The 26969-nt window shown below is 63.4% G+C and carries 29 protein-coding genes and 1 pseudogene; 23 read left to right on the forward strand and 7 right to left on the reverse strand.

Annotated elements, in window-relative coordinates; all coding sequences use genetic code 11:
* Nucleotides 1-15 precede the first annotated feature (15 nt).
* The 12 genes from napG (at nt 16) to MM194_RS05300 (ending at nt 8515) form a co-directional block, all read left to right on the forward strand.
* Nucleotides 16-750 (forward strand): ferredoxin-type protein NapG, encoded by a 735-nt coding sequence (gene napG / locus MM194_RS05245; protein WP_033129364.1) that lies wholly within the window; start codon nt 16-18, stop codon nt 748-750.
* Nucleotides 747-1622, forward strand: a complete 876-nt coding sequence (napH, locus tag MM194_RS05250; protein WP_033129365.1) for a quinol dehydrogenase ferredoxin subunit NapH — start codon at nt 747-749, stop codon at nt 1620-1622. The genes napG and napH overlap by 4 nt, the downstream gene beginning before the upstream one ends.
* Nucleotides 1622-2077 carry a nitrate reductase cytochrome c-type subunit gene (locus MM194_RS05255; protein WP_033129366.1) on the forward strand — a complete coding sequence of 152 codons (456 nt, stop codon included), beginning with the start codon at nt 1622-1624 and terminating at the stop codon, nt 2075-2077. The genes napH and MM194_RS05255 overlap by 1 nt, the downstream gene beginning before the upstream one ends.
* 94 nt (nt 2078-2171) lie before the next feature.
* Nucleotides 2172-2762, forward strand: a complete 591-nt coding sequence (locus MM194_RS05260; RefSeq protein ID WP_033129367.1) for a cytochrome c3 family protein — start codon at nt 2172-2174, stop codon at nt 2760-2762.
* A 221-nt stretch (nt 2763-2983) separates the two neighbouring features.
* The gene (gene moaB, locus MM194_RS05265; RefSeq protein ID WP_033129368.1) at nt 2984-3490 is read left to right on the forward strand and encodes a molybdenum cofactor biosynthesis protein B; all 507 of its coding nucleotides are present in this window, start codon (nt 2984-2986) and stop codon (nt 3488-3490) included.
* Between the two features lie 57 nt (nt 3491-3547).
* Nucleotides 3548-4051 (forward strand): cyclic pyranopterin monophosphate synthase MoaC, encoded by a 504-nt coding sequence (moaC, locus tag MM194_RS05270; protein WP_241342942.1) that lies wholly within the window; start codon nt 3548-3550, stop codon nt 4049-4051.
* Nucleotides 4048-4293: a molybdopterin synthase sulfur carrier subunit gene (moaD, locus tag MM194_RS05275; protein WP_033129370.1), complete on the forward strand. Its 246-nt coding sequence runs from the start codon at nt 4048-4050 to the stop codon at nt 4291-4293. The genes moaC and moaD overlap by 4 nt, the downstream gene beginning before the upstream one ends.
* A 15-nt stretch (nt 4294-4308) precedes the next feature.
* Entirely contained in the window at nt 4309-4785 is a 477-nt protein-coding gene (gene moaE, locus MM194_RS05280) for a molybdopterin synthase catalytic subunit MoaE (RefSeq protein WP_241342999.1), read from the forward strand.
* A gap of 50 nt (nt 4786-4835) precedes the next feature.
* On the forward strand, nt 4836-5564 hold the full coding sequence (gene modA / locus MM194_RS05285; RefSeq protein WP_033129371.1) for a molybdate ABC transporter substrate-binding protein: 729 nt from the start codon (nt 4836-4838) through the stop codon (nt 5562-5564).
* Between the two features lie 309 nt (nt 5565-5873).
* Nucleotides 5874-6554, forward strand: a complete 681-nt coding sequence (modB, locus tag MM194_RS05290; RefSeq protein WP_033129372.1) for a molybdate ABC transporter permease subunit — start codon at nt 5874-5876, stop codon at nt 6552-6554.
* Nucleotides 6551-7606 carry a molybdenum ABC transporter ATP-binding protein gene (modC, locus tag MM194_RS05295; protein ID WP_241342943.1) on the forward strand — a complete coding sequence of 352 codons (1056 nt, stop codon included), beginning with the start codon at nt 6551-6553 and terminating at the stop codon, nt 7604-7606. The genes modB and modC overlap by 4 nt, the downstream gene beginning before the upstream one ends.
* A 129-nt stretch (nt 7607-7735) precedes the next feature.
* Nucleotides 7736-8515 carry an alpha/beta hydrolase gene (locus tag MM194_RS05300; protein WP_241342944.1) on the forward strand — a complete coding sequence of 260 codons (780 nt, stop codon included), beginning with the start codon at nt 7736-7738 and terminating at the stop codon, nt 8513-8515.
* Nucleotides 8516-8633: 118 nt separating this feature from the next.
* Here the strand turns inward: MM194_RS05300 and moeB are convergent, their stop codons facing one another.
* Together moeB and moeA are read right to left on the reverse strand one after the other, a co-directional pair.
* Entirely contained in the window at nt 8634-9392 is a 759-nt protein-coding gene (moeB, locus tag MM194_RS05305; RefSeq protein WP_241342945.1) for a molybdopterin-synthase adenylyltransferase MoeB, read from the reverse strand.
* The gene (gene moeA, locus MM194_RS05310; protein ID WP_033129399.1) at nt 9389-10615 is read right to left on the reverse strand and encodes a molybdopterin molybdotransferase MoeA; all 1227 of its coding nucleotides are present in this window, start codon (nt 10613-10615) and stop codon (nt 9389-9391) included. Before moeA ends, moeB begins: the two co-directional genes overlap by 4 nt.
* A gap of 322 nt (nt 10616-10937) precedes the next feature.
* Between moeA and folE the strand changes: the two genes are divergently transcribed.
* Nucleotides 10938-11594, forward strand: coding sequence for a GTP cyclohydrolase I FolE (folE, locus tag MM194_RS05315; protein WP_033129376.1), 657 nt, complete (start codon nt 10938-10940; stop codon nt 11592-11594).
* A gap of 341 nt (nt 11595-11935) precedes the next feature.
* Complete coding sequence (locus tag MM194_RS05320; RefSeq protein ID WP_241342946.1) at nt 11936-13585, forward strand: methyl-accepting chemotaxis protein; 1650 nt, start codon at nt 11936-11938, stop codon at nt 13583-13585.
* A gap of 175 nt (nt 13586-13760) precedes the next feature.
* Here MM194_RS05320 and MM194_RS05325 read toward each other — a convergent pair whose 3' ends face one another.
* On the reverse strand, nt 13761-15491 hold the full coding sequence (locus MM194_RS05325; RefSeq protein WP_241342947.1) for a formate--tetrahydrofolate ligase: 1731 nt from the start codon (nt 15489-15491) through the stop codon (nt 13761-13763).
* 66 nt (nt 15492-15557) lie between these two features.
* Here MM194_RS05325 and MM194_RS05330 point away from each other — a divergent pair, with 66 nt between their 5' ends.
* Complete coding sequence (locus MM194_RS05330; RefSeq protein ID WP_241342948.1) at nt 15558-15989, forward strand: hypothetical protein; 432 nt, start codon at nt 15558-15560, stop codon at nt 15987-15989.
* A gap of 64 nt (nt 15990-16053) precedes the next feature.
* On the opposite strand, the gene MM194_RS05335 is transcribed toward MM194_RS05330, so the two are convergent.
* Nucleotides 16054-16956, reverse strand: a complete 903-nt coding sequence (locus MM194_RS05335; protein WP_033129380.1) for a LysR family transcriptional regulator — start codon at nt 16954-16956, stop codon at nt 16054-16056.
* Between the two features lie 110 nt (nt 16957-17066).
* Between MM194_RS05335 and MM194_RS05340 the strand changes: the two genes are divergently transcribed.
* The 4 genes from MM194_RS05340 (at nt 17067) to MM194_RS05355 (ending at nt 20066) form a co-directional block, all read left to right on the forward strand.
* Nucleotides 17067-17627, forward strand: a complete 561-nt coding sequence (locus MM194_RS05340; protein ID WP_033129381.1) for a YceI family protein — start codon at nt 17067-17069, stop codon at nt 17625-17627.
* Nucleotides 17627-18364, forward strand: coding sequence for a hypothetical protein (locus MM194_RS05345; protein ID WP_241342949.1), 738 nt, complete (start codon nt 17627-17629; stop codon nt 18362-18364). The genes MM194_RS05340 and MM194_RS05345 overlap by 1 nt, the downstream gene beginning before the upstream one ends.
* A gap of 191 nt (nt 18365-18555) precedes the next feature.
* Nucleotides 18556-19677 carry an adenosylhomocysteinase gene (locus tag MM194_RS05350; protein WP_033129383.1) on the forward strand — a complete coding sequence of 374 codons (1122 nt, stop codon included), beginning with the start codon at nt 18556-18558 and terminating at the stop codon, nt 19675-19677.
* A gap of 77 nt (nt 19678-19754) precedes the next feature.
* Nucleotides 19755-20066 (forward strand): SelT/SelW/SelH family protein, encoded by a 312-nt coding sequence (locus tag MM194_RS05355; RefSeq protein WP_241342950.1) that lies wholly within the window; start codon nt 19755-19757, stop codon nt 20064-20066.
* Between the two features lies 1 nt (nt 20067).
* Here the strand turns inward: MM194_RS05355 and MM194_RS05360 are convergent.
* From MM194_RS05360 to MM194_RS05370, 3 genes and pseudogenes are all read right to left on the reverse strand, one after another.
* A pseudogene (locus MM194_RS05360) lies at nt 20068-20313 on the reverse strand (hypothetical protein); the annotation flags it as partial.
* Nucleotides 20314-21537: a peptidase T gene (gene pepT / locus MM194_RS05365; RefSeq protein WP_241342951.1), complete on the reverse strand. Its 1224-nt coding sequence runs from the start codon at nt 21535-21537 to the stop codon at nt 20314-20316. It lies immediately after the preceding pseudogene.
* 830 nt (nt 21538-22367) lie between these two features.
* Nucleotides 22368-22592 (reverse strand): hypothetical protein, encoded by a 225-nt coding sequence (locus MM194_RS05370; RefSeq protein WP_241342952.1) that lies wholly within the window; start codon nt 22590-22592, stop codon nt 22368-22370.
* Between MM194_RS05370 and speA the strand changes: the two genes are divergently transcribed.
* The 4 genes from speA (at nt 22573) to MM194_RS05390 (ending at nt 26953) form a co-directional block, all read left to right on the forward strand.
* Entirely contained in the window at nt 22573-24474 is a 1902-nt protein-coding gene (speA, locus tag MM194_RS05375; RefSeq protein WP_033129387.1) for a biosynthetic arginine decarboxylase, read from the forward strand. The two genes, MM194_RS05370 and speA, sit on opposite strands and share 20 nt — an antisense overlap.
* Nucleotides 24475-24988: 514 nt before the next feature.
* Nucleotides 24989-25372 carry a Rid family detoxifying hydrolase gene (locus MM194_RS05380; RefSeq protein ID WP_033129388.1) on the forward strand — a complete coding sequence of 128 codons (384 nt, stop codon included), beginning with the start codon at nt 24989-24991 and terminating at the stop codon, nt 25370-25372.
* Between the two features lie 195 nt (nt 25373-25567).
* Nucleotides 25568-26221 carry a PAS domain-containing protein gene (locus MM194_RS05385; RefSeq protein ID WP_033129400.1) on the forward strand — a complete coding sequence of 218 codons (654 nt, stop codon included), beginning with the start codon at nt 25568-25570 and terminating at the stop codon, nt 26219-26221.
* Nucleotides 26222-26365: 144 nt separating this feature from the next.
* Entirely contained in the window at nt 26366-26953 is a 588-nt protein-coding gene (locus MM194_RS05390; RefSeq protein ID WP_241342953.1) for a histidine phosphatase family protein, read from the forward strand.
* Nucleotides 26954-26969 lie beyond the last annotated feature (16 nt).

The raw sequence follows: 26969 nt of genomic DNA on the forward strand, positions 1-26969 counted from the left end.
GGCGGGGCGCGGGGGATGAGTCGCAGCCGTCGCCAGTTCCTGACCGATCTCGCCAAGGGGGCCTGCTCAGTGGGTCTGCTTGGCGCAGGGCTCGGCACAGTGGCCCGGCAGCAGGCGCAAGCCGTGCCTGCCCAGGCACTGCGACCGCCAGCGGCGCTGACGGAGGCCGAGTTTCTCGGCGCCTGCGTACGCTGCGGGCTCTGCGTTGAGGCTTGTCCCTACGACACCCTGAAACTCGCCAGGCTGCTCGACCCCGTGACCACGGGCACCCCCTATTTCGAGGCACGGGCCGTGCCCTGCGAGATGTGTGAAGACATCCCCTGTGTGGTGGCTTGCCCGAGCGGGGCGCTGGACTCGGCCATGACCGACATCGATCAGGCGCGGATGGGGGTGGCGGTGCTCATCGATCACGAGACCTGCCTCAACTATCTGGGCCTGCGCTGCGATGTCTGTTATCGGGTCTGCCCCTTGATCGACAAGGCGATCACCCTCGAGCTGCAGCGCAACCCGCGCACCGGCAAGCACGCCATGTTTCTGCCCACGGTGCACAGCGATGTCTGCACCGGTTGTGGCAAGTGCGAGCATGCCTGCGTGCTGGAGACGGCGGCCATCAAGGTGGTGCCCCGCGGGCTTGCCAAGGGGGAGCTCGGTCATCATTACCGGCTCGGCTGGGAAGAGAAGCGCAAGGCGGGCAAGTCCCTCATCGGTGAGCGGCTCAGCCTGCCGACCCGTACCCCGGAGGGATCATGAGCGGCTACCCGGGACAGGAGGCGAGGGCTCGGCTCGGCTGGTGGCGGTCACACCGCTTCCTGCTGCTGCGGCGCCTGAGCCAGTTCGGCGTGCTGGGCCTGTTCTTGCTGGGGCCGCTGGCGGATCTCTGGATCCTCAAGGGGAATCTCTCGAGTTCCCTGCTGCTGGAGACGGTGCCGCTGGCGGATCCGCTCACCCTGCTGCAATCGGTCGCGGCGGGCCACTGGCCTCTCGCCACCCTGTGGCTCGGGGCGGCCATAGTGCTGCTCGGGTACTGGTTGGTCGGGGGGCGGGTGTTCTGCTCCTGGGTCTGCCCGGTCAACCTCGTCACCGATGCGGCGGCCTGGTTACGGGCCCGGCTCGGCCTCAAGGGCAACGGCCAGTTCAGTCGCAACACCCGCTACTGGTTGCTGGCCATGGTGCTGATCGCCCCGGCCGTCACCGGTGTGCTGGTGTGGGAGCTGGTCAACCCGGTTTCCCTCGGCGTGCGCGGCCTGCTGTTTGGCATGGGGGCGGGTTGGGGTTTGCTGGTGGCCTTGTTCCTGTTCGACCTTTTCGTGGTGGAGCGGGGCTGGTGTGGCCATCTCTGTCCGGTGGGGGCCTTCTATGCCCTGGTCAACCGGGTTGGATTTATCAAGATATCAGCCAGGGGGCGTGAGCGTTGCAGCAACTGCATGGATTGTTATGCGGTCTGCCCTGAGCGTCCCATCCTGCGCGGCCCGGTTCACGGTGCCAGGCGCGGTCACGGGCCCTTGATTGCGGCTCAGGAGTGCACAAATTGCGGCCGTTGCATCGATGTCTGCGCGGAGCAAGTTTTTGAAATCACTGTAGGTTTTGCCGTCAAGGCAGAGACAATGTCGGAGAACACATAATGAAAAAGCTGATTGGAGCAATGCTGGCTTGCCTGATGGCGGGTTCCTTGATGGCGGCAGTCCCCGAGGTCACCAACAGCACGGGGGGCATCAAGTCGGAGCGAGGAAGCACGGATCTCGCGACCGAGGCCGATCCCGCGCCGCTGAAGAACTTTCGCAAGGACGGTGACATCTATGATCGCCAGTACATGCATCAGCCTCCGCTGATCCCCCACGATATCCGCAACTACGAGGTGGATAACAAGGTCAACAAATGTCTGGCCTGTCACAGCTTCAAGAACGCCAGTGCCATGAAAGCCCCCAAGATCAGCCCGACTCACTTCGAGACCCGTGACGGCATGACGCTGGGCGAGGTCTCGCCCCGTCGCTACTTCTGCCTGCAGTGCCACGTGCCGCAAGCGGATGCCAAGCCGCTGGTCGGGAATACTTTCAAGCCCGTCGAAGCACTGAACTAAGGAGTCCATAGATGAAATTACCCGGCTTTGCGCAACATCTCTGGAACACTTTCAAGTTTCCCTTGAACGAAGCACCGAACTGAGGAATCCACAGATGAAATTACCTGGTTTTGTGCAGCGACTCTGGACCACCTTCAAGTCTCCCTCCAAGGCGGCCCTCTGGGTGCTGCTGATGATGGGCTTCTTTGGCGGGGTCATCTTCTGGGGCGGTTTCAACACCGCCATGGAAGCCTCAAACACCGAGAAGTTCTGTACCGGTTGTCATGAGATGAAGGACAACGTGTTCGTGGAGTACCGCGACACCATTCACTATGCCAACCGCTCCGGCGTGCGTGCCAGTTGCCCGGATTGCCACGTACCGCACGAGTGGACCTACAAGATCATTCGCAAGGTGCAGGCCTCCAAGGAGCTGTGGGGCATGCTGACCGGCAAGGTGGATACCCGCGAGAAGTTCGAATCCCATCGCCGCGAGATGGCCGAGCGGGAGTGGCAGCGCATGAAGGACACGGATTCGAGGGAGTGCCGCAACTGTCACAACTTCGAATACATGGACTTCTCCTTGCAAGGCAAGCGGGGTGCCCAGATGCACTCCACCAGTCTGGCGAGCGGGGAGAGTACCTGTATCGACTGCCACAAGGGCATAGCGCACCAATTGCCCGACATGACGGGCGTGAAAGGCTTCTAAGCACCAATGCCATCGCGCCGGCCCTTGCCGGCCCGGTGGCATTTCATCTTTATGGGCTCATTAACCCCCTCTTCCCGCCAACTTTTGATAGAATCCGTCCCCGGTAATGCGGCGCCCGTGCCCCTGTGCATTCACAACCGGCGTGGCCGGCGGATATCTGGCCGGGCAGCAGCGTTCATCCCTTCTCCTCTCATGGTCATTGATTGACAGGAAATGTCCTGATGGCATCAAAAAACAGCGAATTCATCCCCCTCAAGATCGCCGTACTGACGGTCTCCGACAGCCGCACCGCCGCCGACGACAGCTCGGGGGATTATCTGGTATCAGCCCTGACCGAGGCCGGGCATCACCTCGCCGATCGGGCGCTGTGCGCCGACAACCTGTTCCGGGTGCGGGCCCAGGTCAGCGACTGGATCGCCGACGAGGCGGTGCAGGTGGTGCTGGTCAACGGCGGCACCGGCTTCAACGAGCAGAACCGGGTACCCGAGGCGGTGGGGGTGTTGTTCGAGCGTACCGTGCAGGGCTTTGGCGAGATGTTCCGTCAACTCTCCTTTGCCGAGATCAAGGGATCTGCGATGCAGAGCCGGGCCCTGGCGGGGCTCGCCAATCGCACCCTCATCTTCTGTCTGCCTGGCTCCACCGGCGCCTGCCAGCTCGGCTGGGAGCAGTTGATCCGGGAGCAGCTCGATGCCCGCACCAAGCCGTGCAACTTTGTCTCCCATCTTTGAATCGCGGCGCGTGTCAGCATGCGCCATTTATTCCAGCTCTCAAGCAGGGGAACAGTGATGAACCTGACCCATCTCAACCAGAGCGGTGAAGCTCATATGGTGGATGTGACCGACAAACAGTCTACCTCGCGCGAGGCCCGCGCCGAGGCCTTCGTGACCATGGCGCCTGCGACCCTGGCGCTGATCCTGAGCGGTCAACACCACAAGGGGGACGTGTTCGCCACCGCCCGCATCGCCGGCATCATGGCGGCCAAGAAGACCGCCGACCTCATTCCGCTCTGCCATCCGCTGGCCCTCACCAAGGTGGAGGTAGAGATTAGCCCCCAGCCCGAGGACAATAGGGTCCATATTCGCACCCTCTGCAAACTCTCCGGCAAGACCGGGGTGGAGATGGAAGCCCTGACCGCCGCCTCGGTGGCGGCGCTCACCATCTACGACATGTGCAAGGCGGTGCAAAAAGACATGGTGATCGAGCAGCTGCGACTGGTGGAGAAAAAGGGCGGCAAGTCCGGCCACTTCCAGCTGACCAGCTCGTTGGATAACCCCGAGGAGCCAGCATGATCAAGGTACTGTTCTTTGCCCAGGTCAGAGAGCTGGTCGATTGTGACGAGCTCAGCCTCCCTTGCGAATATGCGAACGCCGAGCAGCTGCGCAGTGCCTTATGTGAGCGCGGTGACAAGTGGGCGCTGGCGCTCGAGGCGGGCAAGCTGCTGGTGGCGGTGAACCAGACCCTGGTGCCTCTGGATACGGCGCTGGCCGATGGCGACGAGGTGGCTTTCTTCCCCCCCGTGACCGGAGGCTGAGCCATGTCCCACGAGATGCGCAATGACGCCGCCGACCGCATTCTGGTGCAGCGGGCCGACTTCTCCCTCGGTGAAGAGTACGAGCGGCTCGCCACCCGTCACGACACAGGGGCCATCGTCACCTTCGTCGGCAAGGTGCGCGACTTCAATCAGGGGAAGCAGGTCAAGGGGCTGGCCCTCGAGCACTACCCCGGCATGACCGAGAAGGCGCTGGCGGATATTGTTGCCGAGGCGCGCCGTCGCTGGCCGCTGCAAGAGTGCACCCTGATCCACCGCATCGGCGAATTGCTGCTCGGCGATCAGATAGTGCTGGTGGCGGTGAGCAGCGCCCATCGCGATGCGGCCTTCGAGGCCTGCCACTTCATCATGGATTTTTTGAAGACCCGGGCGCCGTTCTGGAAAAAAGAGCTGACCGCCGAGGGGATTCAGCGCTGGGTCGAGGCCAAGGAGAGCGATGACGCCGCCGCGGCCCGCTGGCAATCAGGGGAATAGACCCCATAACAGGATCTGGTCACGAAGGATCCGCAACCAGGAGTAAGGGAATGAAACCGCTGTTATCTGTTGTCATGCTGGGGATCTGCGCCGCGGCGCTGCACACCACCGCCGTACAGGCCGATGAGGTCAAGGTCGCCGTGGCCGCCAACTTCAAGGGCACTATAGAGCGCATCGGCAAGGACTTCACCGCCAAGACCGGCCATAGCGTCGTTATCAGCTCGGCGGCCACCGGCGTGCTCTACACCCAGATAAGCCACGGCGCCCCCTTCGATCTCTTCCTCTCCGCCGATGTGGCCACACCCGAGAAGCTGGAGAAAGAGGGCAAGGGCAGCGAGCGTTTCACCTATGCCATCGGCCAGCTGGGCCTGTGGAAGAAGGGCGGCCCGGCACCCGATGAGGCCACCCTGCGGGACTGGAAGGGCAACCTCGCCATCGCCAACCCGAAAACTGCTCCCTATGGGGCCGCCGCCATGGCGACCCTGGCGCACCTCAAGATCGATCCCAAGCAGTATCGCCTGTTGACCGGGACCAACATCGGCCAGACCTGGCAGTTCGTGGACACCGGCAACGCCGAGATGGGCTTCGTCGCCTGGGCCAACCTGGTGGAAGCGGACAAGACCGGCGAAGCCTGGGCCGTGCCGAACGCGCTTTATCCCGCCATCGAGCAGCAGGGCCTGGTGCTGAAGAAGGGCGAGGCGGTGGATGCCCTGGTGGCCTGGCTCAAGGGCCCGGGCCAGAGCGCCATCAAGGCCGCGGGTTACGCACTGCCGCAATGATGGCGAGCCTGTGACCCCCTGATGACTGGCCGGCCCCTGGGCCGGCCAGTTTGTTGACTCAAGGAGGAAAACCATGGATATGCACATCCCCGCAGAGGGCGCTGGCGATGAATGAAGCGGATCTGCTCGCGGCGTATCGTTTGATCCTGAAGCGGCGTCTGGTCACCCCGAGTCCAGCGTTTGTCATTCCAATCCGAGAGGAGACTCTATGAGCGAAGGGGATCTGTTCGCGGTGTGTCGCTTGATCCTGAAGCGGCGTCTGGTCATCCGGGGTCCAGCGTTTGTCATTCCAACCCGAGAGGAAGCGCTATGAGTGAAGGGGATCTGCTGGCGGTCTGGCTGACTCTGAAGCTGGCCGCCAGCACCACCGGCATTCTGCTGCTGCTGTCACCGCCGCTCGCCTGGTGGCTGTCGCGCAGCCAGCATCGCCTTCGTCCCCTGGTGGAGGCGCTGGTGGCGCTGCCGCTGGTGCTGCCGCCGACCGTGCTCGGCTTCTATCTGCTGCTCGCCTTCTCCCCCTCCTACGGTTTCGGTGCCTGGTGGAAAGAGACCTTCGGCGCCCCCCTTGCCTTCAGTTTCCTCGGCCTGCTGTTTGCCTCCATCCTCTATTCGCTGCCCTTCGTGGTACAGCCGCTCACCTCCGCCTTCGTCAACATGGGCAACAAAGAGCTGGAGGCGGCCGCCACCCTGGGGCTGGGGCCCCTCGAGCGCTTCTTTCACATCATATTGCCGATGACGCTGCCGAGCTTCGTGATGGCGGCGGCGCTGGGGTTCGCTCACACCCTGGGGGAATTCGGGGTGGTGTTGATGATAGGGGGCAACATCCCGGGGGAAACCCAGGTGCTCTCCATCGCCCTGTTCGATCACGTTGAGAGCATGGATTATCAACATGCCCACTATCTTGCCGGCGGCCTGATGGGCTTCTCCCTCGTCATGCTGGTGCTGGTCTACGGGGTGCTGCAACGTCGGCAACGGAGGCTGTTCGGATGAATCTGCACCTCAAGGCTCGCCGCCAGTTCGGTGGATTCGAGCTCGATTGCGATCTGGCGCTGCCCCTTGCCGGCATACTCGGGCTGTTTGGCCCCTCGGGCTGCGGCAAGAGCACCCTGCTGCGGATCCTGGCGGGGCTCGATCGCTTGCCGACCGACGGCCTGCGCTGGCAGGAGCGGGAGCTGGCCGGCCTGTTGCCTGAGCAGCGTCGCATCGGGCTGGTGTTTCAGGACTCACGGTTGTTTCCCCATCTGACGGTGCTGGACAACCTGCAACTGGCCGCCCGCAAGGGCAGGGGGCGTTGGCAACCCGAGTCACTGGCCGCGCGGCTCGGGTTCGCCGAGTTGCTCGGTCAGCCTGCCCATGGCCTCTCCGGGGGCCAGCGCCAGCGGGTGGCACTGGGGCGGGCGCTCCTGGCGGAGCCAGACTTGCTGCTGCTCGATGAGCCCTTCTCGGCGCTGGACAGGCGCAGCCGCATCCATCAGGCCCATGTGCTCAAGGGGCTGCAGCGTGAGAGCGGCATGCCGATGATCTTCGTCAGTCACGCCATGGAGGAGGTGAGCCTCTTGTGCGATCAGCTGGTGCTGCTGGCGGAAGGCCGGGTGGAGGCGCAAGGGCGGCCGAGCGAGATCTTCGCCCGCACCGATCTGTCGCTCGCCAGCCGTGACGACGCCGGCGTCATGCTGGAGGCGACTCTGGCCCACTATGACTCGGCCGAGCAGATGGCGAGCCTGCGGCTCGGGGATCAGCTGCTGATGGTCACCATGGAGCATGCCCCCGATGAGACCGCCCCCCTGCAGATCAAGGTGGCGGGGCGGGACGTGGTGATCGCGACCGCCCCCATAGCGCACTCCAGCCTCTCCAACTGCCTCGAGACCCGTTTGCTCGAGGTGCGCGAGCTGCGGCCCGGGCAAACCCTGTTGCAGTTGGCGCTGGGGCAGCAGATACTGCTGGCCCGGATCACCAGCCGCTCCGCCGCGCGGCTCGCGCTCGTGCCGGGGCAGCGGCTTTACGCCTATATCAAGGCGGTGAGCCTGGTAGGCGAGGGCTAGGCGCTAGGGACCGGGTCGGCGGCGTTATGCCCCTGTTTTGCAAGGACGTCGGGCCGCAGAGGGCATGCCCATCAAGGCAACGACAGTCAGATCATCAGGGCAGGCATTGAGCCGAAAGGGAGAGCGTGAGTGCGTCGCAACCAGGTAATGAAATCCCAGGGGCTGGCCCTGCGCAGTGCGGGAGAAGGCCCCCTGCTGCTGTTGCTGCACGGGCTCGGTTCCTCGAGCCTCGATTGGCAGGCGCAGATAGAACGCTTCAGTGAACACTACCGGGTGGTGGCGCTGGACTTGCGCGGCCATGGCCAGAGCATGCAGGAGGGGCCCTTCGACGTGCCCACCCTGGCCGGTGACGTGACTCGCTGGCTCGACGAACAGCCGGAGCCCGCCTGGGTGGTGGGGCTGTCGCTCGGGGCCATGGTGGCGCTGGAGCTGGCCCTGCAACTGCCGCACAAGGTGCGCGGGCTGGTGCTGGTCAACGGCTTCAGCGAATGTCTGCTGGAGACCCCCAAGGATCAGGAACGCCACGCCATGCGCCTCAAGTGGCTGCGCTGGTTCGGCATGCGTCCGCTCGCCTGGTGGCTGGCGCGCGAACTCTTCCCCGGCCCCGAACTCGCTCAGGTGCGCAGCACCTTCCGGCAGCGCTTCGTGCGCAGCAACAAGAAGAAGACCTACAGGGCCCTGCTCGATGGCTTGCCCGGCTGGTCGGCCCGCGCCCGGCTCGGCCAGATAGTGCAGCCGGTCGCCATCATCTCCACCACCCAGGACTATCTGCCGCTGGCCAAGCGGGTGGAACAATTCGCTGCCCTGCCGAACGCCAGCATCCATACCCCGCCAGGTCACCACGCCTGGCCCGCAGAAGATCCCGCCGGATTCAATCATCTGCTCGAGCGGATCTTGCGCACCCACTGAGTCAGCTTTTGCGTATAGAATCACTGCGCTGCTCAGATAAAAAAGCCGAACCCGCGGGTTCGGCTTTTTGATTGGTGGGATTCAGGCTCTGGGGCGATTGGCCATCGCCATCATAGGGCTAGGCGGGTTGCGAGCAGACCGGGCAGTCGGGGCGCTTGGGCAGCTTCAGCTCGCGAAAACCGCCTTGGAAGCCGTCGATCATCAGCAGCCGGCCGCTGTAATTCTTGCCCATGCCAGCCAGCAGCTTGATGGCTTCCAGCGCCTGCAGGCTGCCGACCAGGCCCACCATGGGGGCCAGCACCCCGGCCTCGACGCAGGTCAAGGATTGCTCCCCAAACAGCGAACTCAGGCAGGCGTAGCAGGGTTCATCCGCCTGCCAGGTGAAGCTGCACAGCTGCCCCTCCAGCCGGATGGCGGCGCCGGAGACCAGGGGCACCTTATGTTGTCTGGCCTTCTGGTTGAGCAGGTTGCGGATGGCGACGTTGTCGGTGCAATCGAGCACCAGCTGATGAGCGGGCAGCAGGGCATCGAGCAGCGCCTCGTCGGCGACGGCGGCATGGGTCTTCACCTCGAGCCAGGGGTTGAGGGCGCGCAGCGACTCGGCGGCGGAGTCCACCTTGGTTTGGCCGATGCGCGCGTCGTTGTGCAGCACCTGGCGCTGCAGGTTGGAGAGCTCCACCTTGTCGAAATCCACCAGGGTCAGCCGACCGACCCCGGCCACCGCGAGATACTGGGCGGCGGCGCAGCCCAGTCCCCCGGCGCCTATCACCAGCACGGCGGCCTGCTTGAGCGCCTCCTGCCCCTCGAAGTCGAAGGATTTGAGCACTATCTGGCGGTTGTAGCGAAGCAGCTCGGCGTCCGAGAGGATCTCGCTCACAACAGCAGTCCCGCGAAGGGCTCGACGTTCACCGTCTCGCCAGCGGAGACCCTGCCGCGCGCCTGTTCCAGCACTATGTAGCAGTTTGCCCGCGACAATGAGCTGAACACGCCGGAGTCCTGGGATCCTGTGCTGCGCACCTCCAGGCCATTCGGTCCCTGGCTCAGGATGCCGCGCTGGAAGTCGAGCCGACCCGGCGCCTTCTTGAGGGGTTCGCTGGCCCTGGCCTGCAACTGCAGCGGGCGGGCGAAGGTTTGCCCGGCGAGCTTGGCCAGCGCCGGTTGCACCAGCTGATCGAAGGTGACCATGGCGGAGACCGGGTTGCCCGGCAGGCCGAAGAACCAGGCATGGGGCAGGCGGCCGAAGGCGAACGGCTTGCCCGGCTTGATGGCGAGCTTCCAGAAGCCGATTTCGCCCTGCTCTTCGAGCAGCTGCTTGGTGAAGTCCGCCTCGCCGACCGAGACGCCGCCCGTGGTGATCAGGGCATCGGCCTCATGGTCTGCCTTGATGAAGGCGGCCCTAAGCTGCGCGGGATCGTCCGGGATGATGCCAAGGTCCAGACAATCTATGCCCAGGCGGGCCAGCATGGCTTTGACCCCGTAGCGATTGGAGTCGTAGATGTCGCCGTGGGCAAGCGGGGTGCCCACCGGTTTAAGTTCATCACCGGTGCTGAAGATGGCTACCTTGAGCGGGCGGCGCACCGTCACGCTGGCGATACCCAAGGAGGCCAGCAGTGGCAGCTCGCGGGGGCTGAGGCGTAGCCCGGAGGCCAGCACTTGCGAGCCCTCGGCCATGTCTTCGCCACGACGGCGGATGTTCTGGCCGGGTCTCGGCTGGCTGATGAAGCGCACCAGCTCCCCTTCGAGCTGCGCCTCTTCCTGCATGATGACCGCCTCGGTACCGGTGGGAACAGGGGCTCCCGTCATGATGCGGATGCAATGACCGGCGGGCCACTCTCCCTGATAGGGCTGACCGGCGAAGGCCTTGCCCGCCACCTTGAGCGGCGCGCCAGCGGCGAGATCGGCCAGGCGCACGGCGTAACCGTCCATGGCGGCATTGTCGAAGGGGGGCACCGACAGGGGGGAGGTGATGTCCTGGGCCAGGATCCGATCCAGTGCCTGGGGCAGCGGCAACTGCTCGGTATCGCAGCAGCAGGCGAGTTGGTCCAGCATCCCTTGCAGGGCATCGCCCAGGGGCAGCAGTGCAACCGTATCGAATCCCATCATCATGACCTCTTTGGTGTGGTAGAGGGCGGATTATCCCAAAAAAACCGCTCCATGGGCAGGTTCACCGCACAGGAATGCGTGGCGAGCGGGCTTGAGGGGAATAAAGGGGACATTATCTCGCCCAACTCCCCCCGTATGGGCAGGATGGATCGAGGGTAAAACGGGACGGTTTGACATAAAGTCAGGTGTCGGGCTTGAGTTAGTCCGAATTATGACAATAATCGCCCTGTACTATTACCGTCCTGAACGGGTGCGCACCGCAGAGTGCCGTCACCGGTACGGTGGCCATCACAGTCCCTGAGCGTGGGAGAGAAACAAGATGACGAGCTTAAGCCAGGAAGCCCTGTTGGTCAGGGCCGCCCTCGAGGCCCAGGGCCTGGAGACTCCGCTGGTAGCCAATGACCTGAACGGCCAGCAGAAGAGAGAGAAGATCGAAGGCCACATGCGCGCCATCATGGAAACGCTGGGGCTGGACTTGCGTGACGACAGTCTGACCGAGACGCCCCACCGCATCGCCAAGATGTACGTGAACGAGATCTTCTCCGGCCTCGACTACAGCACCTTCCCCAAGGTGACGGTGATCGAGAACAAGATGAAGGTGGACGAGATGATCATGGTGCGGGACATCAGCCTCACCAGCACTTGCGAACACCACTTCGTCACCATAGACGGGCTGGCCCACGTGGCCTACATCCCCCGCGGCAAGGTGATAGGGCTGTCGAAAATCAACCGCATAGTGCAGTTCTTCGCCCGTCGGCCCCAGGTGCAGGAGCGGCTCACCCAGCAGATCCTGCTGGCGCTGCAGACCCTGCTCGGCACCAGGGACGTGGCCATCAGCATCCGTGCGACCCACTTCTGCGTGAAGGCCCGCGGCGTGATGGACTCCACCTCCTATACCACCACCACCTCCCTCGGTGGCGTCTTCAAGACCCAGCCGGACACCCGCGCCGAGTTCCTCGGCGGCCTGAAAGGCTAGCAGACAGGGGCATGTCGCATCGACATGCCCCTGTCGTCTTCTCTCCCCTTTTGCTCTGCCCGACACTTTCGTCAGAAAAGTGCTAAAGCCGTGCCCGGTCGGGCCGATACAGCTCACCATGCCGATTGACGGCCTGTTGGACCCCTTCACCCGGAGCCCCGTCAGGCCGGCGAGGCGTTCGATGAGCGCCGACGAGCCAAGGCTCACTCCCCCACAGGGAAACTGGTCCGTGCCAGCACGGACAAGGCTGGATGTACTGCTATGGATGGCAGCTAGCGTGATGTGCGCCACAGGGCACCGCGCAGATGAATGCCACTCGTTCACCCATTGCAGGACATGCCATGAACACCATGACAATAGGTAAGAAACTCACCGCCGGCTTCGCCGTGCTCGGTCTGATGATGGCCTTTATCGGCGGCTTCTCGCTGCTGGAGTTCAGCAAGATGAACCGGGCCGCCATCGGCTTCACCGACAGCATACTGCCCGCCGTGGTGCGCACCAGTGCACTGGGTGAGACCATCAACGCCCTGCGTCGCTACGAACTGGATGTCTTCCTGGTGGCGGACGATCCCCAGCAGAAAGCCCGTTACCGCGATGCCAGCGAGCAGAGCCTGAGGGAGGCCGGGCAGCAGATCGCGGCCCACGATGCCACCATCTGGGCGGCAGACGTGGAGGAGCGTCGGACCTTCGACATCGTCAAGGTAGACTGGGAGAAGTACGTCGCTCTGCATCAACGTATCCGGCAGATGCAGGACAGCGGTCAGATGGCCGAGGCCCAGCGCCTCTTCATGTCCGAGGGGGTCACCCTCTACACCACGCTGGCCAAGTCGGTGGCGGACCTCATTCGCATCAACCATGGCTATTCCGTCAACTCCCGCGCCGAGGTGGTGGAGGCCTATGACGATGCCAAGCTGAGCGTCTTCATCACGCTGCTGGTGGGGCTGGGGCTGGTGGTCTGCCTGTCTGTGGTGTTGACCCGACAGATCCGCGATCCGCTCATCATGCTGGCCCGTCATGCCCAGCGCATCGCCAGCGGTGAACTCGGCAGGGGCGAGCTGCAGGAGTGGATCCGGGGCAGTCGCTTCAACCGCGACGAGCTGGGTCAGCTCGGCTCAGCCATCGACCGCATGCAGGGGGCGCTGGCCAGCCTGGTGAGCGAGATTGCGGGCTCGGTGAGCCAGCTCAGCAGCGCGGTGGAGGAGGTGAGTGCCATTTCCGAGCAGTCCGCCAGGGGCATGGCCAACCAGCAGAGCGAGGTGTCCCAGGTCGCCACCGCCATGAACGAGATGCAGTCCACTGTCGTTGAGGTGGCCCGCAACACCACGGATGCCATGAGCGCGGCCAAGGATGCCTCCCACACCTCGGGCGAAGGCCATCGGGTGGTGGGGCGAGCCATCACCAGCATCGAGCAGGTGTCGCAGCAGATAGAGCAGGCGGGCGGCGTGGTGCAGCAGCTGGAAGCCGACAGCGCCAACATCAGCATGGTGCTTGACGTCATCCGCGGCATCGCCGAGCAGACCAACCTGCTGGCGCTCAATGCGGCCATCGAGGCGGCCCGGGCGGGCGAGCAGGGGCGCGGCTTCGCGGTTGTCGCGGACGAGGTGCGCTCCCTGGCCCAGCGCACCCAGGCTTCTACCGCCGAGATCAGCAAGATGATCGAGGTGCTGCAGGAGCGCACCGCCGAGGCGGGCAGTGCCATGCAACTGAGCCGCCAGCAGATGCAAGACAGCGTCGACCTGGCGCGGGAGGCGGGTAACAGCATCGACAGCATCAATGGTGCCGTCACCCAGATATCGGACATGAATACCCTGATCGCCACCGCGACCGAGGAGCAGAACGCGGTGACCGAAGAGCTTAACCGCAGCATCGTCAACATCCACAATGCCGCCGACGAGAATGCGCTGGGTGCCCAGCAGACCGCCCAGGCCTGCGTCGAGCTGAGCAAGTTGGCCACCTCCTTGCATCATATGACCCAGCGCTTCACGCTCTGAGCCTGATAAGCTGCCGATAAAACAAGGCCCCGCCAATTGGCGGGGCCTTGTTTTTGGGTGGTAGGCTGCCTAAGCCCGGCCTGTTTTGCTGCCGTCATCAACTTGGGCCGACGATCTCACCCTGCTCGTCGATGCCGATATGGCGATGATCGGTGGCAGGCTGCCAGGGTTGCCATCAGCTCAAACCGACAATCTCACCGTTATCGTCGATATCGATATGACGATAGGCTGGCAGGCTGCCGAGGCCCGGCATGGTCATGATGGGGCCCGCCAGGGCGTAGACGAAGCCGGCGCCGGCGCACAGCCTCACCTCCTCGATGGGCACCTCGAAGCCGGTGGGCACACCCTTGAGGGCGGGATCGTGGCTCAGCGACAGCGGGGTCTTGGCCACGCAGATGGGCAGGTGATCCCAACCCGCCTTCGAGAGCGCCGCGAGCTGGCGCTTGGCCTTGTCGGAGAGCAGGACGCCGCGCCCGCCATAGCCGCACTCCACCAGGGTGGCGAGCTTGGCGCTGAGGCTCATCTCGTCGGGGTAGAGCAGCTGGATGTCGCTCGGCTGCTCACAGGCGGCGACCACGGCGCGGGCCAGCTCGCTGGCCCCGGCGCCCCCTCGGGTGAAGGCTTCCGAGAGGGCGACGCCGCAGGCACCGGCGCGGCGCGCCTCGTCCGCCAGCAGCGCCAGCTCGGCCTGGCTGTCGCTGGGGAAGCGGTTGATGGCCACCACCACGGGCACCCCGTAGCGACGGGCGTTGGCGATGTGCCAGGCGAGGTTGGCGCAGCCCTGGCGCAGGGTCGGCAGATCCTCTTCCCCAAGGCTTGCGGGCAAGGGCTGGCCGGGGCGAATGTCGAGCAGGCCACTGTTGGCCTTGAGGCTGCGCACCGTGGCCACCAGCACCACGCAGGACGGGTTGATGCCGGACTGGCGATGCTTGATGTTGAAGAACTTCTCCAGCCCCATGTCGGAGCCAAAGCCCGCCTCGGTCACGACAAAGTCGGTGAGCCCGAGCGCCATGCGATCGGCGATGACCGAAGAGTTGCCGTGGGCGATGTTGGCGAAGGGGCCGGCATGCACCAGCACCGGGGTCTGCTCCGTGGTCTGCATCAGGGTCGGCTGCAGCGCGTCTTTCAGCAGCACCGTCATCGCTCCCGCTACCTCGAGCTGTTCGGCGGTGATGGGCTGGCCGCGACTGTCGAGGGCGAGCTGTATGCGGCCGATGCGGGCGCGCAGATCTCTTAGATCGCTGGCGAGCGCCAGTATGGCCATCAGCTCGGAGGCGGCGGTGATGACGAAGCGATCGGGGCGCTCCACCCCATCGGCCGGGCTGCCCTGGCCGATGCTGAGGTGGCGCAGGGCGCGGTCGTTCATGTCCAGGGTGCGCGGCCAGAGGATGTTGGCGGGATCGATGTCGAGGCGCGGCAGGCCGGTCTTGGTGGTGAACTGATCGCCGAGTTTATGCTCGTGGAACAGGCGGGCATCCAGCGCCGCGGCGGCCAGGTTGTGGGCGGCGGCGAGGGCGTGAAAATCCCCGGTGAGGTGCAGGTTCATCTCCTCCATGGGCACCACCTGCGCGTGGCCGCCCCCGGCGGCGCCCCCCTTGACCCCGAACACGGGCCCCAGGCTCGGCTGGCGTATGGTGGCGATGCTGGACTGGCCTATGTGGTTGAGCCCCATGGAGAGCCCGAGCGTGGTGACCGTCTTGCCCTCGCCGAGGGGGGTGGGGGTGATGGCGCTCACCAGCACCAGCTTGCCGCTCTTGTGCGGTGGCTCCTTGAGCAGCGCCAGGCTGAGTTTGCCCTTGTGATGGCCCCGGGGGCTGAGCAGGGCGGCCGGGATGCGAAGGCGCCGGGCCAGTTCGTCGATGTGCAGGCGGGGGGACTGGCGGGAGATCTCGATATCGCTTAGCATCAGCACCTCGTTGGCATGTCTGGTTAAAACTGCGGCGAAGTCTAGAGGAATCAACAAGGTTATCCAATGAGTAATGCTATTTTATCCGGTAGTCGTGAGCCCCATCAACGCCCTGTCCTGCTGGATCTCAACGCCCTCTATCATCCCCCCAAGCGGCCGCTGACCGCCCTTGGCATCGTCAGCACCCTGATCCCGCTGTTTGGCTATGGCTGGCAGGCGATGACCCAGGATCCCGAGACCCATTTTCGCCAGGAACTCGGCAAGCGCATCAACAAGCACAAGACCGAGGAGGCCAACCTCGTCCTGACGTTGCAACTGGCGGGGATGCTGGACTGCCACTGCCTGCACATCACGCTGCCCTATGCGCTGAGTGAGGAGCAGCTCGCCACCCTGCGGCGCCGGCTGCCACGCTGGCAGCTGACGATGACCGAACTGCTGCTGGTGGCCGAGCTGCCACGGCCAGCCGATCATAAAGCGCCCCCCCAGACCCACTCCTGAACATCAGCCTCGCCTCCCGCCATGGGAGGCGAGGCCGCTTACATCATCGCGTTATCACCACCGGTTACACCTCCCGATCCCAGTAATGAGGGGCGAGGTAGCGCTCTTGCACGAACTCGATGAAGCAGCGCACCTTGGCCGAGACGAAGCGGCGGTGCGGGTAGAGCGCATAGAGCCCCACCTGCCCCTTGTCCCATTCCGGTAACAGCGGGACCAGGGCCCCGGCGCGCAGCGCGTCCCCGACGATGAAGGTGGGCTGCAATATGATGCCCTGGTGGTCGCAGGCTGCCCGGGTCAGGGCCACGCCATTGTTGGCGCGAAGCGGCCCCTGCGGGCGCACGCTCAGTTGCTCCCCATCCCGCTTGAACACCCAGTCCGGCTGGGTCAGGGTGTAGATGAGGCAGTCGTGCTGCTTGAGATCCTCGGGGGTCTTGGGGCTGCCCCGGCGGGCCAGATAGGTCGGGCTGGCGCACACCACCAGCTTCATCATGGCCAGCGGCTTGGCCACCAGGGAGGAGTCCGGCAGGTTGCCGATCCGCAGCGCCAGATCGAAGCCTTCCTCCACCAGCGCCACCCGCCGGTCGCTGTACTCGATCTCCAGCTTGAGCTCGGGGAAGCGCTCGCGAAACAGCGGCAGGGCGGGGGAGAGGTGCAGGTAGCCAAAGTCCATGGGCACCGACAGCTTGAGGGTGCCCTGGGGCTGCTGGTTGTTGCGGGTGAGCTGGCTGTGGGTCTCTTCCAGCTCGGCCAGCAGCGCCTGGGAGCGCTGGTAGTAGAACTGGCCCGCCTCGGTTGGGTTGACCTGGCGGGTGGTGCGCGACAGCAGCCGGGTCGACAGGGACTCCTCGAGCTGTTGCATCAGCTTGGAGGTCATGGCGACCGAGATGCCGAGCTGATGGGCGGCCTTGGTAAAGCTTTGACACTCCACCACCTTGATGAAGGTGCGCATGGCGGCTATCTGATCCATATTCCACTCTCGGTTGATAATTATTTTAATAAATCGATGATTATCCATTCCTGCTCGGAGGTTAGCATGTCAGGTATCGATATGAACCCCCCAATGAAGGAACGAACGGAATGAAAATGACCAAGGCCCTGCTGGCTTCCTGCCTGTTTATGGCGGCTCCCCTGATGGCGGCCGATTACGATGTGGATACCGCCCACACCACAGTCCAGTTCAAGGTGGGCCACCTCGGCTTCTCCGAGCTGGTCGGCCGTTTCAATACCTTCAGTGGCACCTTCAGCATGGACGAGGCCAACCCGGCCGCGGCCAAGGCGAGCTTCGAGATCGATGCCGCCAGCGTGGACTCCAACCACGAGCCCCGCGACAAGCACCTGCGCAGCCCGGACTTCCTGGACGTCAAGCAGTACCCCAAGATGACCTTCGTCAGCACCGGCTATGAAGGCACCAAGGACAAGGGCGTGCTCAAGGGCACCCTGACCCTGCACGGCGTCACCAAGCCGGTGGCATTCGAGCTGGTCCACATCGGCGAAGGCAAGGATCCCTGGGGCGGTTACCGCAGCGGCTTCAACGCCACCACCACCATCAAGCGCAGCGAGTTCGGTGTGAACTACATGCTGCCGGGCATTCCTGACGAGATGAGCATCAACCTGTTCGTCGAAGGCGTGCGCAAGTAATGGGCGTAGCACTCCTGTTGCAAACCTTGGCGGCCCCTTTGGGGGCCGCTTTGCTGTCATGGCGCTGGCCGAGGCTGGGGTATCTGTGGGGGGCGCTGGCGCTCTGGCTGGTGGGCTGCCTGCTCGGCGGCGCCTATGGCCTGCCGGTCAAGGCCTGGCAGTGGCTGCCGCTGTGCCTGCTGGTGCCCGCCATCGCGGCTCAGGTAGAAGACAAGCGGGCCGCCGTCGCGCTGTTCGCCGTGCTTGGCGCCCTGGTGTGGTGGCAGGGGCTGGCCTCGGTGCTTGGCACCGAGCCGCGGATCTGGCTGGCGCTGCTGCCCGCCATCGCCTGGTTCGGGTGGGCGCAGCTGCGCACCGACAGCCAGGAGGGGCTCGGCTTTGCGCTCGGCTTCATCTGGCTGGCGCTGGTCATCGGCATCGACGGCAGCCTGCTCATTGCCCAGCTGGGGGGGGCCCTCGCGGCCTTCGCCGGTTTCCGTGCCCTGCTCGGTGCCTTCGCCCGGGTGAAGGTGGCGCCGGCAGCGCTGGCGTTGGCGCTCGCCTTTGTGCAGATGCTGGCCTGGCAATACGTGGAGGTGCCGCTGCTGGTATTGCTGCCGGTCTGGCTGCTGCCGCTGCTGGAATGGGCCTTGCGCAACAGGCCCTGGATCCAGCGCTGGGCCCTGCTTGTCCTGGTGGCGGGCATCGGCGCCGGATGGAGTCTGTGGTGGGTCTGGCCGGAGGCTTCACTGTACTGATTTTTGCATGATAAACAGGCGATTACGTTTATATTTGCATGCTCAGTCATAGTCTGCGCAGATAAAGATTGAGCGCCATTGTGGTTTCAGATAAAAATGATTTCATTACGTCTTATCTGGACGCAGACAGAACCCGGCCATGCCGGGTTCTGTCTGCCTGCATACTTGCGGCACAATAAGGAGGCGCACAGTTGCGCAGTCAAGGATCTGAGCATCTGTTTTTTCGCCATTTTATCGAGCAGGCGCGCCTCGAGGACCTCTGTATCCTGCTGGTCACCCATCTGCTCCCCGACAGGCCCCATTTTATCCAGGCGCTCGCTCAAGTCGGACGGGTGGGCGCCATCTTGCCCAAACCCAAGTCGGTGCACGGACCCACCCTGAGCTGGGTCCAGCAGCACTACCCGGTGTTGCCCCTCGATCGTCACTGGAGCAACGATCCTGAGCAGGTGATCGCTCAGATAGCACCCCTGATCGAGACCCACGAGCGACTCATCATCCTGGACATCGGCGGCTATTTTGCCAGGACCCAGGCCATCCTCGCCGAGCACTTCGGTGCGCGTTTCATCGGGGTGGTGGAGATGACCGAAAACGGCCATCAGCGCTACGAGCAGGAGGTGCTGGCCGCCCCCGTCGTCTCGGTGGCGCGCAGCCCGCTCAAGCAGGCCGAGGATATCCAGATTGGCCTCAGCGTGGTCTACTCCGCCGAATCCCTGGCGCGCACCCTCAATCGCACCTTCAACGTCTGCCAGGCCGCCCTGTTTGGCTATGGCAAGGTGGGGCGCAGCATCGCCCGCGAGCTGCGTTGCCGCAACTTGCATCTGGAGCTGGTGGAGACGGATGCCTTGCGCCAGGTGGAGGCGCTGTCCCATGGCTTCAAGCTGGTGGGCAAGGAGGAGGCGCTCGGCCGGGCCGAGCTGGTGATCTGCTCCACCGGCAACGGCTCGCTGGATCTCGCGGATCTGCAGGCGCTGCGTCCCGGCGCCATGCTGGCCTCGGTCACCTCCGCCGACGACGAATTCGCGTTTTGCCTCTCCCAGCTCTCCTGGCCGAGCGAGGAGGTGTGCCCCCATGTGCTGGCGCTCACCCGCCCGGATGGCAGCACCATCTTCCTGCTCAACCGGGGGGAGGCGGTCAACTTCGTTCACGGTGCCGTCATCGGCGAATATGTCTATCTGGTGCTGGCGGAGATCATCGAGGGGGTGCATCAGCTGTCTCGTCAGGCCCCGGCGCCCGGCTTGTTCGAGCTGCCCCAGACCACCATGCAGACCATAGCGCGCCATTGGCTCGCCGACTTTCACGGGGTTATCCAATGAAGGGGCGAGCCCCGTCCTCTTTGCATCCGGTGTCGCGGGCTCCCATCGTCCGCTGACCCTCTTTACGGAGTCCTCCCATGACAGAAATGGCACAACCCAACCTCAAGCCCCGCATCGAGATCCGCTACTGCACCCTCTGCCGCTGGATGCTGCGCGCCGCCTGGCTGGCTCAGGAGCTGCTCTCCACCTTCGACAGCGATCTCGGCGAGGTGGCGCTGGTGCCCGCCAGCAAGGGGGAGTTCAAGATCCTGGTGAACGGCGTGCAGGTGTGGGATCGGGTGGCCGACGAGGGCTTCCCCGAGGCGAAAGAGATCAAGCAACGGGTGCGCGACATCATCGCCCCGGAGCGGGATCTGGGCCACGCGGATCGCAAGCCTGCCACAGAGTGATCTATGGTAGTGGAACGGATAAAAGGGAGGCCATGCCTCCCTTTTGCTTATTGGTAGTCAGTCTGACTGTCAGCCTGGACGATGATGGCATGACCCTCTGCTGATTGAGGTAGCGCGCCCGCTTGTGGGGCCTGATGCGGCCCACCTCCACCCACGCCAGACCGTCGATACCGTGGTTGAACGCGGGGGCGGTGCCAAAGTCCATGAACGGCACGCCCCCCGGCTCGCACAGCTCAGGGCTGCGCCGTTACGCCCGGTAGGCGGCCGTCAGCCGCACCAGCTCCACCAGGGTGGCGACCGCTTTTTCCATGGATTGCAGCGGGATGAACTCGTGTTTACCGTGGAAGTTGTGGCCACCGGTGAAAATATTTGGACAGGGCAGCCCCATGAAGGAGAGGCGGGCGCCGTCGGTGCCGCCGCGAATGGGCTTGATCTTGGGGACCACGTCTGCCGCGACCATGGCTGCCTTGGCCAGCGCCACTATGTGCATGTGCGGCTCTATCTGGCCGCGCATGTTGCGGTAGCTATCCCTGATCTCCAGCTCGATGCGCGCCTTGGGGGCGTCCAGCTGCAGGGAGGCGACCCGCTCCTTGAGCTGGGCCTTGCGGGCGGCGAAGGCGTCGTCATCGAAGTCGCGGATGAGGTAGTGCAGTGTGCTCTCCTCCACTGTGCCCTCCATCCGGGCCAGGTGGAAGAAGCCCTCGTAACCCTCGGTGCACTCCGGGGTCTGCTCGGGGGGCATGGCGGCATGGAAGCGGGCGGCCAGGGTCTGGCTGTTGATCATGCCTCCCTTGGCGGTGCCGGGGTGCACGTTGTTGCCAACAAACCGCACGGTGGCGCTGGCGGCGTTGAAGTTCTCGTATTCGAGCTCGCCGAGCTCACCGCCATCGACCGTATAGGCCCACTTGGCGGGGAAGCGGTCCAGCGGGAACAGATCGGCGCCGCGGCCAATCTCCTCGTCCGGGGTGAAGCCGAGCCAGACGTCGCCACGGGGGATCTCGGGATGGGCCAGCAACTGCTCGACGGCGGTCAGGATCTCGGCGATGCCTGCCTTGTCATCGGCGCCGAGCAAGGTGGTGCCGTCGGTGGTGATGAGATCCTGGCCGAGATAGTTCTTCAGACAACGATACTGGCGGATGGCCAGCACCTCGTCCCCCTTGCCGAGACAGATGTCTCCCCCCTGATAGCGCTCGATGATTTGGGGCACCACCTGCTCCGCCTCGTAGTCGGCGGTGTCCATATGGGCAATCAAGCCGATGGCAGGCGCATCCGGCTGGTTGCCAGGCAGACAGGCGGTGAGGTAGCCATTGTCATCCAGCGTGATCTGACTCAAGCCCAGCTGTGTCAGCTCCTCCTGCAGGGCGCGGGCGAAGACGCGCTGGCCCTCGCTGCTGGGGCAGGCGGGATTGGTCGCATCGGAGCGGGTATGAAAAGTCAGGTAACGCAGAAAACGCTCAAGCAGGGTATCCATGGGCAAGCCTCGAACCGGAAATGATGAGGGGCCATTGTGGACAATACTGTCGCGCCTCTTATTGCGTCAGCGCAGTTTTTGATGAATTCGTGAGAGGAGGGATGGGGGGCCTGTTCCGACCGCTCAAGGGGTATTTGTGCATAAAAACTCCAGATTAAAGCGTGGTTAATCACACTGGCGCTGGTCGAATATGACCTCAGCCCTGTGCCGGCAAGGCATGGGGCAAGATGGCCGGTTCACCTGTTATTTTCAGGGCTAATCGGGAGGGGGGGCCAGTGCGCGCCATCCCAGAGCCAGCCTTGCTGACAGCAAGATTTGACCCACCCGGTAAAACCGATTTTTTAACACGATTTTTTATTGTCAGTAGCGGCGGTAAGTGTGTACACTCCGCGCCGATCCGATGGTAACCCTGAGCAGGCAGAGCCGCCAGACACCGGCAGGATCATACGCCTATAGGGCGAGGCACGCAGAAACGACAGACACTGCTAGGGTATGGTTTCTTTAATACCGGTTAGGCTCCGGTATCAGGGAGAGCAACGGACTCTCATCATCCAACTGACCGACTGAGCCAATGGCTCATCATCTTCCCTTGTCATGGGTGGTCACTGGAGTTGAGCTGGCTGTGGTGGTCGTCGTCTATCAACACGCGTGCGTGCTGACGTCTTCCCTTATCTTCCTTGAAATCTCCCTTGTCGTCGCGATGGCTGCCGAATGATGAACGAACGGCGTGGCTGATGCCGCTCGTCATCAAAGTACCGCGGCGCCGCATTAGAGTGGCACCGCATACCGTTGAGCTTGATGTAAAGCCACCAGCCCCACATCAAGACTCGTTACTTCCCAAGATCCACCAGGCAGCTCAGGCTTGCCGCGATTGCAATCGAGGGTCTGGCGATGTGGAAGGTCATGACCGTGGCGTCACTCCCTTCCGAACGCCAGCAGGCAGCCCAGGCTCGCCCCCCTTTGTGATCGATGGTCTGGATGTGATTGAGGGTAACGAAGGCGGCCTTCTGGCCGCTCATTTGCGAGGCATAGCCCATGACTAACTGGTCCAGCAAGGACTCCTTGAAGGTCTACAACGTTCCCTACTGGGGTGCGGGTTTTTTCAATATCAATGACGCCGGTCATGTGACCGTCGCGCCCGACAAGTCGCGCCCCGATGCCCACATCGTCATCTCCGATGCCATCGAACAGTTGCGCCAGTCCGGGCTGACCACCCCCGTGTTGCTGCGTTTCCCCGACATCCTCAAGAGCCGGGTCGATGCGCTGTTCAACGCCTTCGGTCAGGCCATCGAGAAGTCAGGCTATGAAGGGGACTATCTGTGCGTTTACCCGATCAAGGTAAACCAGCAGCGCCGCGTCATTGAGACCATCAGCCAGTCCTACAGCGACAAGCCAAGGCTTGGGCTGGAAGCGGGCTCCAAACCGGAGCTGTTGGCCGTGTTGTCCCATCACCATGAGCAAGGCTCGGTGATCGTGTGCAACGGCTACAAGGACCGCGAATACATCCGCCACGCCCTCTTGGGCAACCTGATGGGCCACAAGGTCTACATCGTGGTGGAGAAGCCTTCCGAGCTGGAAATGGTGCTGGACGAGTCAGTTCGCCTGAACATCAAGCCGAACATCGGGGTGCGTGCCAAGCTCGCCTCCACCGGCTCCGGCATGTGGGAATCGAGCGGCGGCTCCATGTCCAAATTTGGCCTCTCCGCCTCCCAGATCCTGGCGCTGGTCGAGCGCCTGCGCAGCCTCGGCAAGCTCGATTGCCTGCAACTGCTGCACTTCCACCTCGGCTCCCAGATCGCCAACATCCGCGACATCCAGGGTGGCATCCGCGAGTGCGGCCGCTTCTATTCCGAGTTGCGTCGCTTAGGGGTGCCCATCGACGTGGTCGACGTCGGTGGTGGTTTGGGTGTGGACTATGAGGGCACTCGCTCCCAGAGCCACTGCTCCGCCAACTACAGCCTGTCCGAGTACGCCAACAACGTGGTGTGGGGCATCGGCGATGTGTGCCGCGAGTTTGACCTGCCGCACCCGACCATCATCAGCGAGTCCGGCCGTGCCCTGACCGCTCACCACGCCGTGCTGGTCACCAATCTGATTGGTGCCGAAGGGGTGGAGATGAGCGACATCAGCGCGCCGGATGAAGACGCACCGACCATTCTACAGAACATGTGGAAGGGCTGGCTGGACCTGCGCAGCGAAGATCCCTCCCTGCTGGAGATCTTCCACGACTCGGTGGCTGATCTGGGCGATGTGAACACCCAGTACACCATGGGCCTGCTCAATCTGGAGCAACGTGCCTGGGCCGAGATGCTGCACCAGAACACCTGTCTGGCGCTCAAAGAGCTGCTCAACCCGGTCAACCGCAACCACCGCGCCCTGGCCGACGAGCTCTCCGAGAAGCTGGCAGACAAGTGCTTCGCGAACTTCTCCCTGTTCCAGTCCCTGCCGGATGCCTGGGGCATAGGTCAGGTGTTCCCCGTGATGCCGCTCACCGGCCTCGAGCGTCCGCTCACCCGCCGTGGCATCCTGATGGACATCACCTGTGACTCCGATGGTCAGGTCGAGCACTACGTCGACGGCCTGGGTGTAGAAAGCACCCTGCCGATGCCGGAGTACGCCGAGAACGAAGTGTGCCACGTCGGCTTCTTCCTGGTCGGTGCCTATCAGGAGATCCTCGGCGATCTGCACAACCTGTTCGGTGACACCCACTGCGCGGAAGTGTGGCTCGACGACGAAGGCAAGATGGACATTCGCAATGTGGTGCGCGGCGACACCGTCGACCAGCTGCTGCGTTACGTCAACATAGACCCGTCCGTCATTCGCGAGAACTACCAGCGCATCGTCTCTCACCCGGCGCTGGACGACGCGACCCGCAAGGCTCTGCTCGACGAGCTGGAGCTGGGTCTGCAAGGCTACGCCTATCTGGAAGACGAATAAGCCTCTGGCTTGTTCCCCGCACAGCGGGAATAAAAAACGGCGCCTTCGGGCGCCGTTTTTATTGCGGCCTCGCGCAGTATTGCCTGCATCCTATCTGCTATCTGCTATCTGCTATCTGCTATCTGCTATCTGCTATCTGCTATCTGCTATCCGCTGCCTGCGCCCCCTGGGATCAAGCCGTGGTTGGCTCGGTTTGGCGTAGAGGCTGGTCGCTTGGTCGCGGGCGCCGCGGCTGGGGCCGGGCGTCGCCGCAATGGCAGCCCGGGAGCGACTGAGACATTCGAGGGATACGCCGGGGTGAATTGCATGCAAAAAAATTTGAGTACTTTCACCTCGTATCTTTTCAATGTATTTTTAATATAAATCAACTTTTTACATTGGTTTTTTGCTGCCATCCCCTGCGCTTACAAGATGTTTAAATGAAAATTAAGTTGCGTGAGAAGGCGAAAACTCAAATAATGTTGCACGAACAATATGAGCTTGATGCTCGCCGCACCTGATCTTCGGAGGTCCTATGAAAACCCTTATCGTCTCAACCGTCGCGCCCGATGCCATCGGTCCTTATAGCCACGGCACCGCCTATGGCGACCTCATCTTCACCTCGGGTCAGCTGCCTGTCTGCAAGCGGCTGGGGGGCGTCGTGGAGGGGGGGGTTGAGGCTCAGACCCGTCAATCGCTGGAGAATCTGAAATCCGTGCTGGAGGCCGGCGGTGGCAGTCTGGACACCGTGCTCAAGACCACCTGCTATCTGGCGGACATCGCCGATTTTGCCGCCTTCAACGGGGTCTATCAGGCGTACTTCCTGGCGGATTGTCCGGCGCGCAGCTGTTTTGCGGTCAAGGATCTGCCGATGGGCGTCAGGGTCGAGATCGAGGCCATCGCCCATCGGCTGCCCTGAGGTGGGAAGTTGTTTGCGAGCCGTTTGACGACGTCCTCCCAAGGCTCGGGTTTTCTTCGGCAAGATGCTAAAACCGTCATAGGGATCAACTAGATGGCAACAGTGGACATGGCCGTCACCGAGGCTATCATGTCTGCCTGAGCAGGCACCCAGCCGCAGCCATTCATGGGCCGCGGCGTTACCATTAAGGCCCCCATGAAACTGCACGAGTTGACCCCGACCGATTTCGAGATCCTCAAGGCGATGGAGATCATAGTGGACGGCATCGCCGCCATGTATGGCCAGCATACCGAGGTGCTGCTGCACAGCCTGGATGCGCGCAACCCCTCGATCATCAAGATTGCCAATGGCCATATCACCGGCCGCAGCGTCGGCGCCCCCATCACCAACCTGGCGATGATGAAGCTCAAGAGCGGGCAGGACGTCTCCAGCCCCTACATGACCAAGTGTGCCACCGGCAAGACGCTGCGCTCCCTCACCACCGTCATTCGCAACGGCGAGCACCAGGCGATAGGGTTGCTCTGCATCAACAGCGACATGGATGCCCCGCTGCAATCCGTGCTGCGCACCATGATGCCGGAATGTATGCACCAGCACGAGCCGAGCGCGACCCCCGAGGTATTCGCCCGCAACATCGATGAAGCCCTGAGCAGCACCATCGACAGCATCAGCGCCGAGGTGCGGGGCAACGAGGCGGTGCCGCCGTCCCAGAAGACCAGGGTCATGGTCAACCAGCTGCATGAGCTGGGGATCTTCGAGCTCAAAGACAGCGCCCAGATAGCCGCTCGCCAGCTCGGCATCTCGGTGCACTCCATCTACCGCTATCTGCGGGAGATAAAAAAAGGCTAGCGGGCTATGGCGACAGATTCAGTGGAAGAGGGGCCTGGGTGGGCCCCTCTTTTTCCCCCTTTCCTCTTGTTACCATTCACCCTCCCCGCGCATCTGCTATCATCTTGCCCTTTCATTTATCTATTTGAACCCGCAGGAGAAATCATGTCTCGTGTCCTCTATTTGCTGCGCCACGGCCAGACGCGCTACAACGCCGAACAGCGGCTGCAGGGGCGCTGCAACTCGGATCTGACCGCCAGGGGCGAGGCGCAGGCCATCGCCATGGGGGCCCGTCTGCGGGAGCAGATCGCCGAGCCTGCCCGCTGGCGCGTCTATGCCAGCCCGCTGGGCCGTGCCCGCCAGACGGCGCTGCTGGTGTGTCAGCAACTGGGGATAGAGGATAAGCAGATCATCTGGGATGAGCGGCTGGTGGAGCTGGGGATGGGGGAGTGGGAGGGCTGCCGGGTACCGGATCTGCTGGAAGATCATCCCGAGCTCGATATCAGCCAACCGGACTGGTATCTGCAGGCGCCCGGCTGCGAAGGTTATCTGAGCATCCAGCGCCGGGCGCAGACCTGGCTGCTGGATAGCACAGTCGCCGAGCACGCCATCGTCATCTCACACGGCCTGTTTGGCGCCATGCTGCGCGGCGCCTATGCCGATCTCGACTATGTCACCACCTGGCGCCAAGAGTTGCCACAGGATGCCTTCTTCAAGCTCAGCGGTGGCCGGATCGAGCGAATGGAATGTTAACACCTCGCCGCTTGGT

This window comes from Aeromonas sp. MR16 (assembly GCF_022549315.1).
GTDB classification, from domain to species: domain Bacteria; phylum Pseudomonadota; class Gammaproteobacteria; order Enterobacterales; family Aeromonadaceae; genus Aeromonas; species Aeromonas aquatica.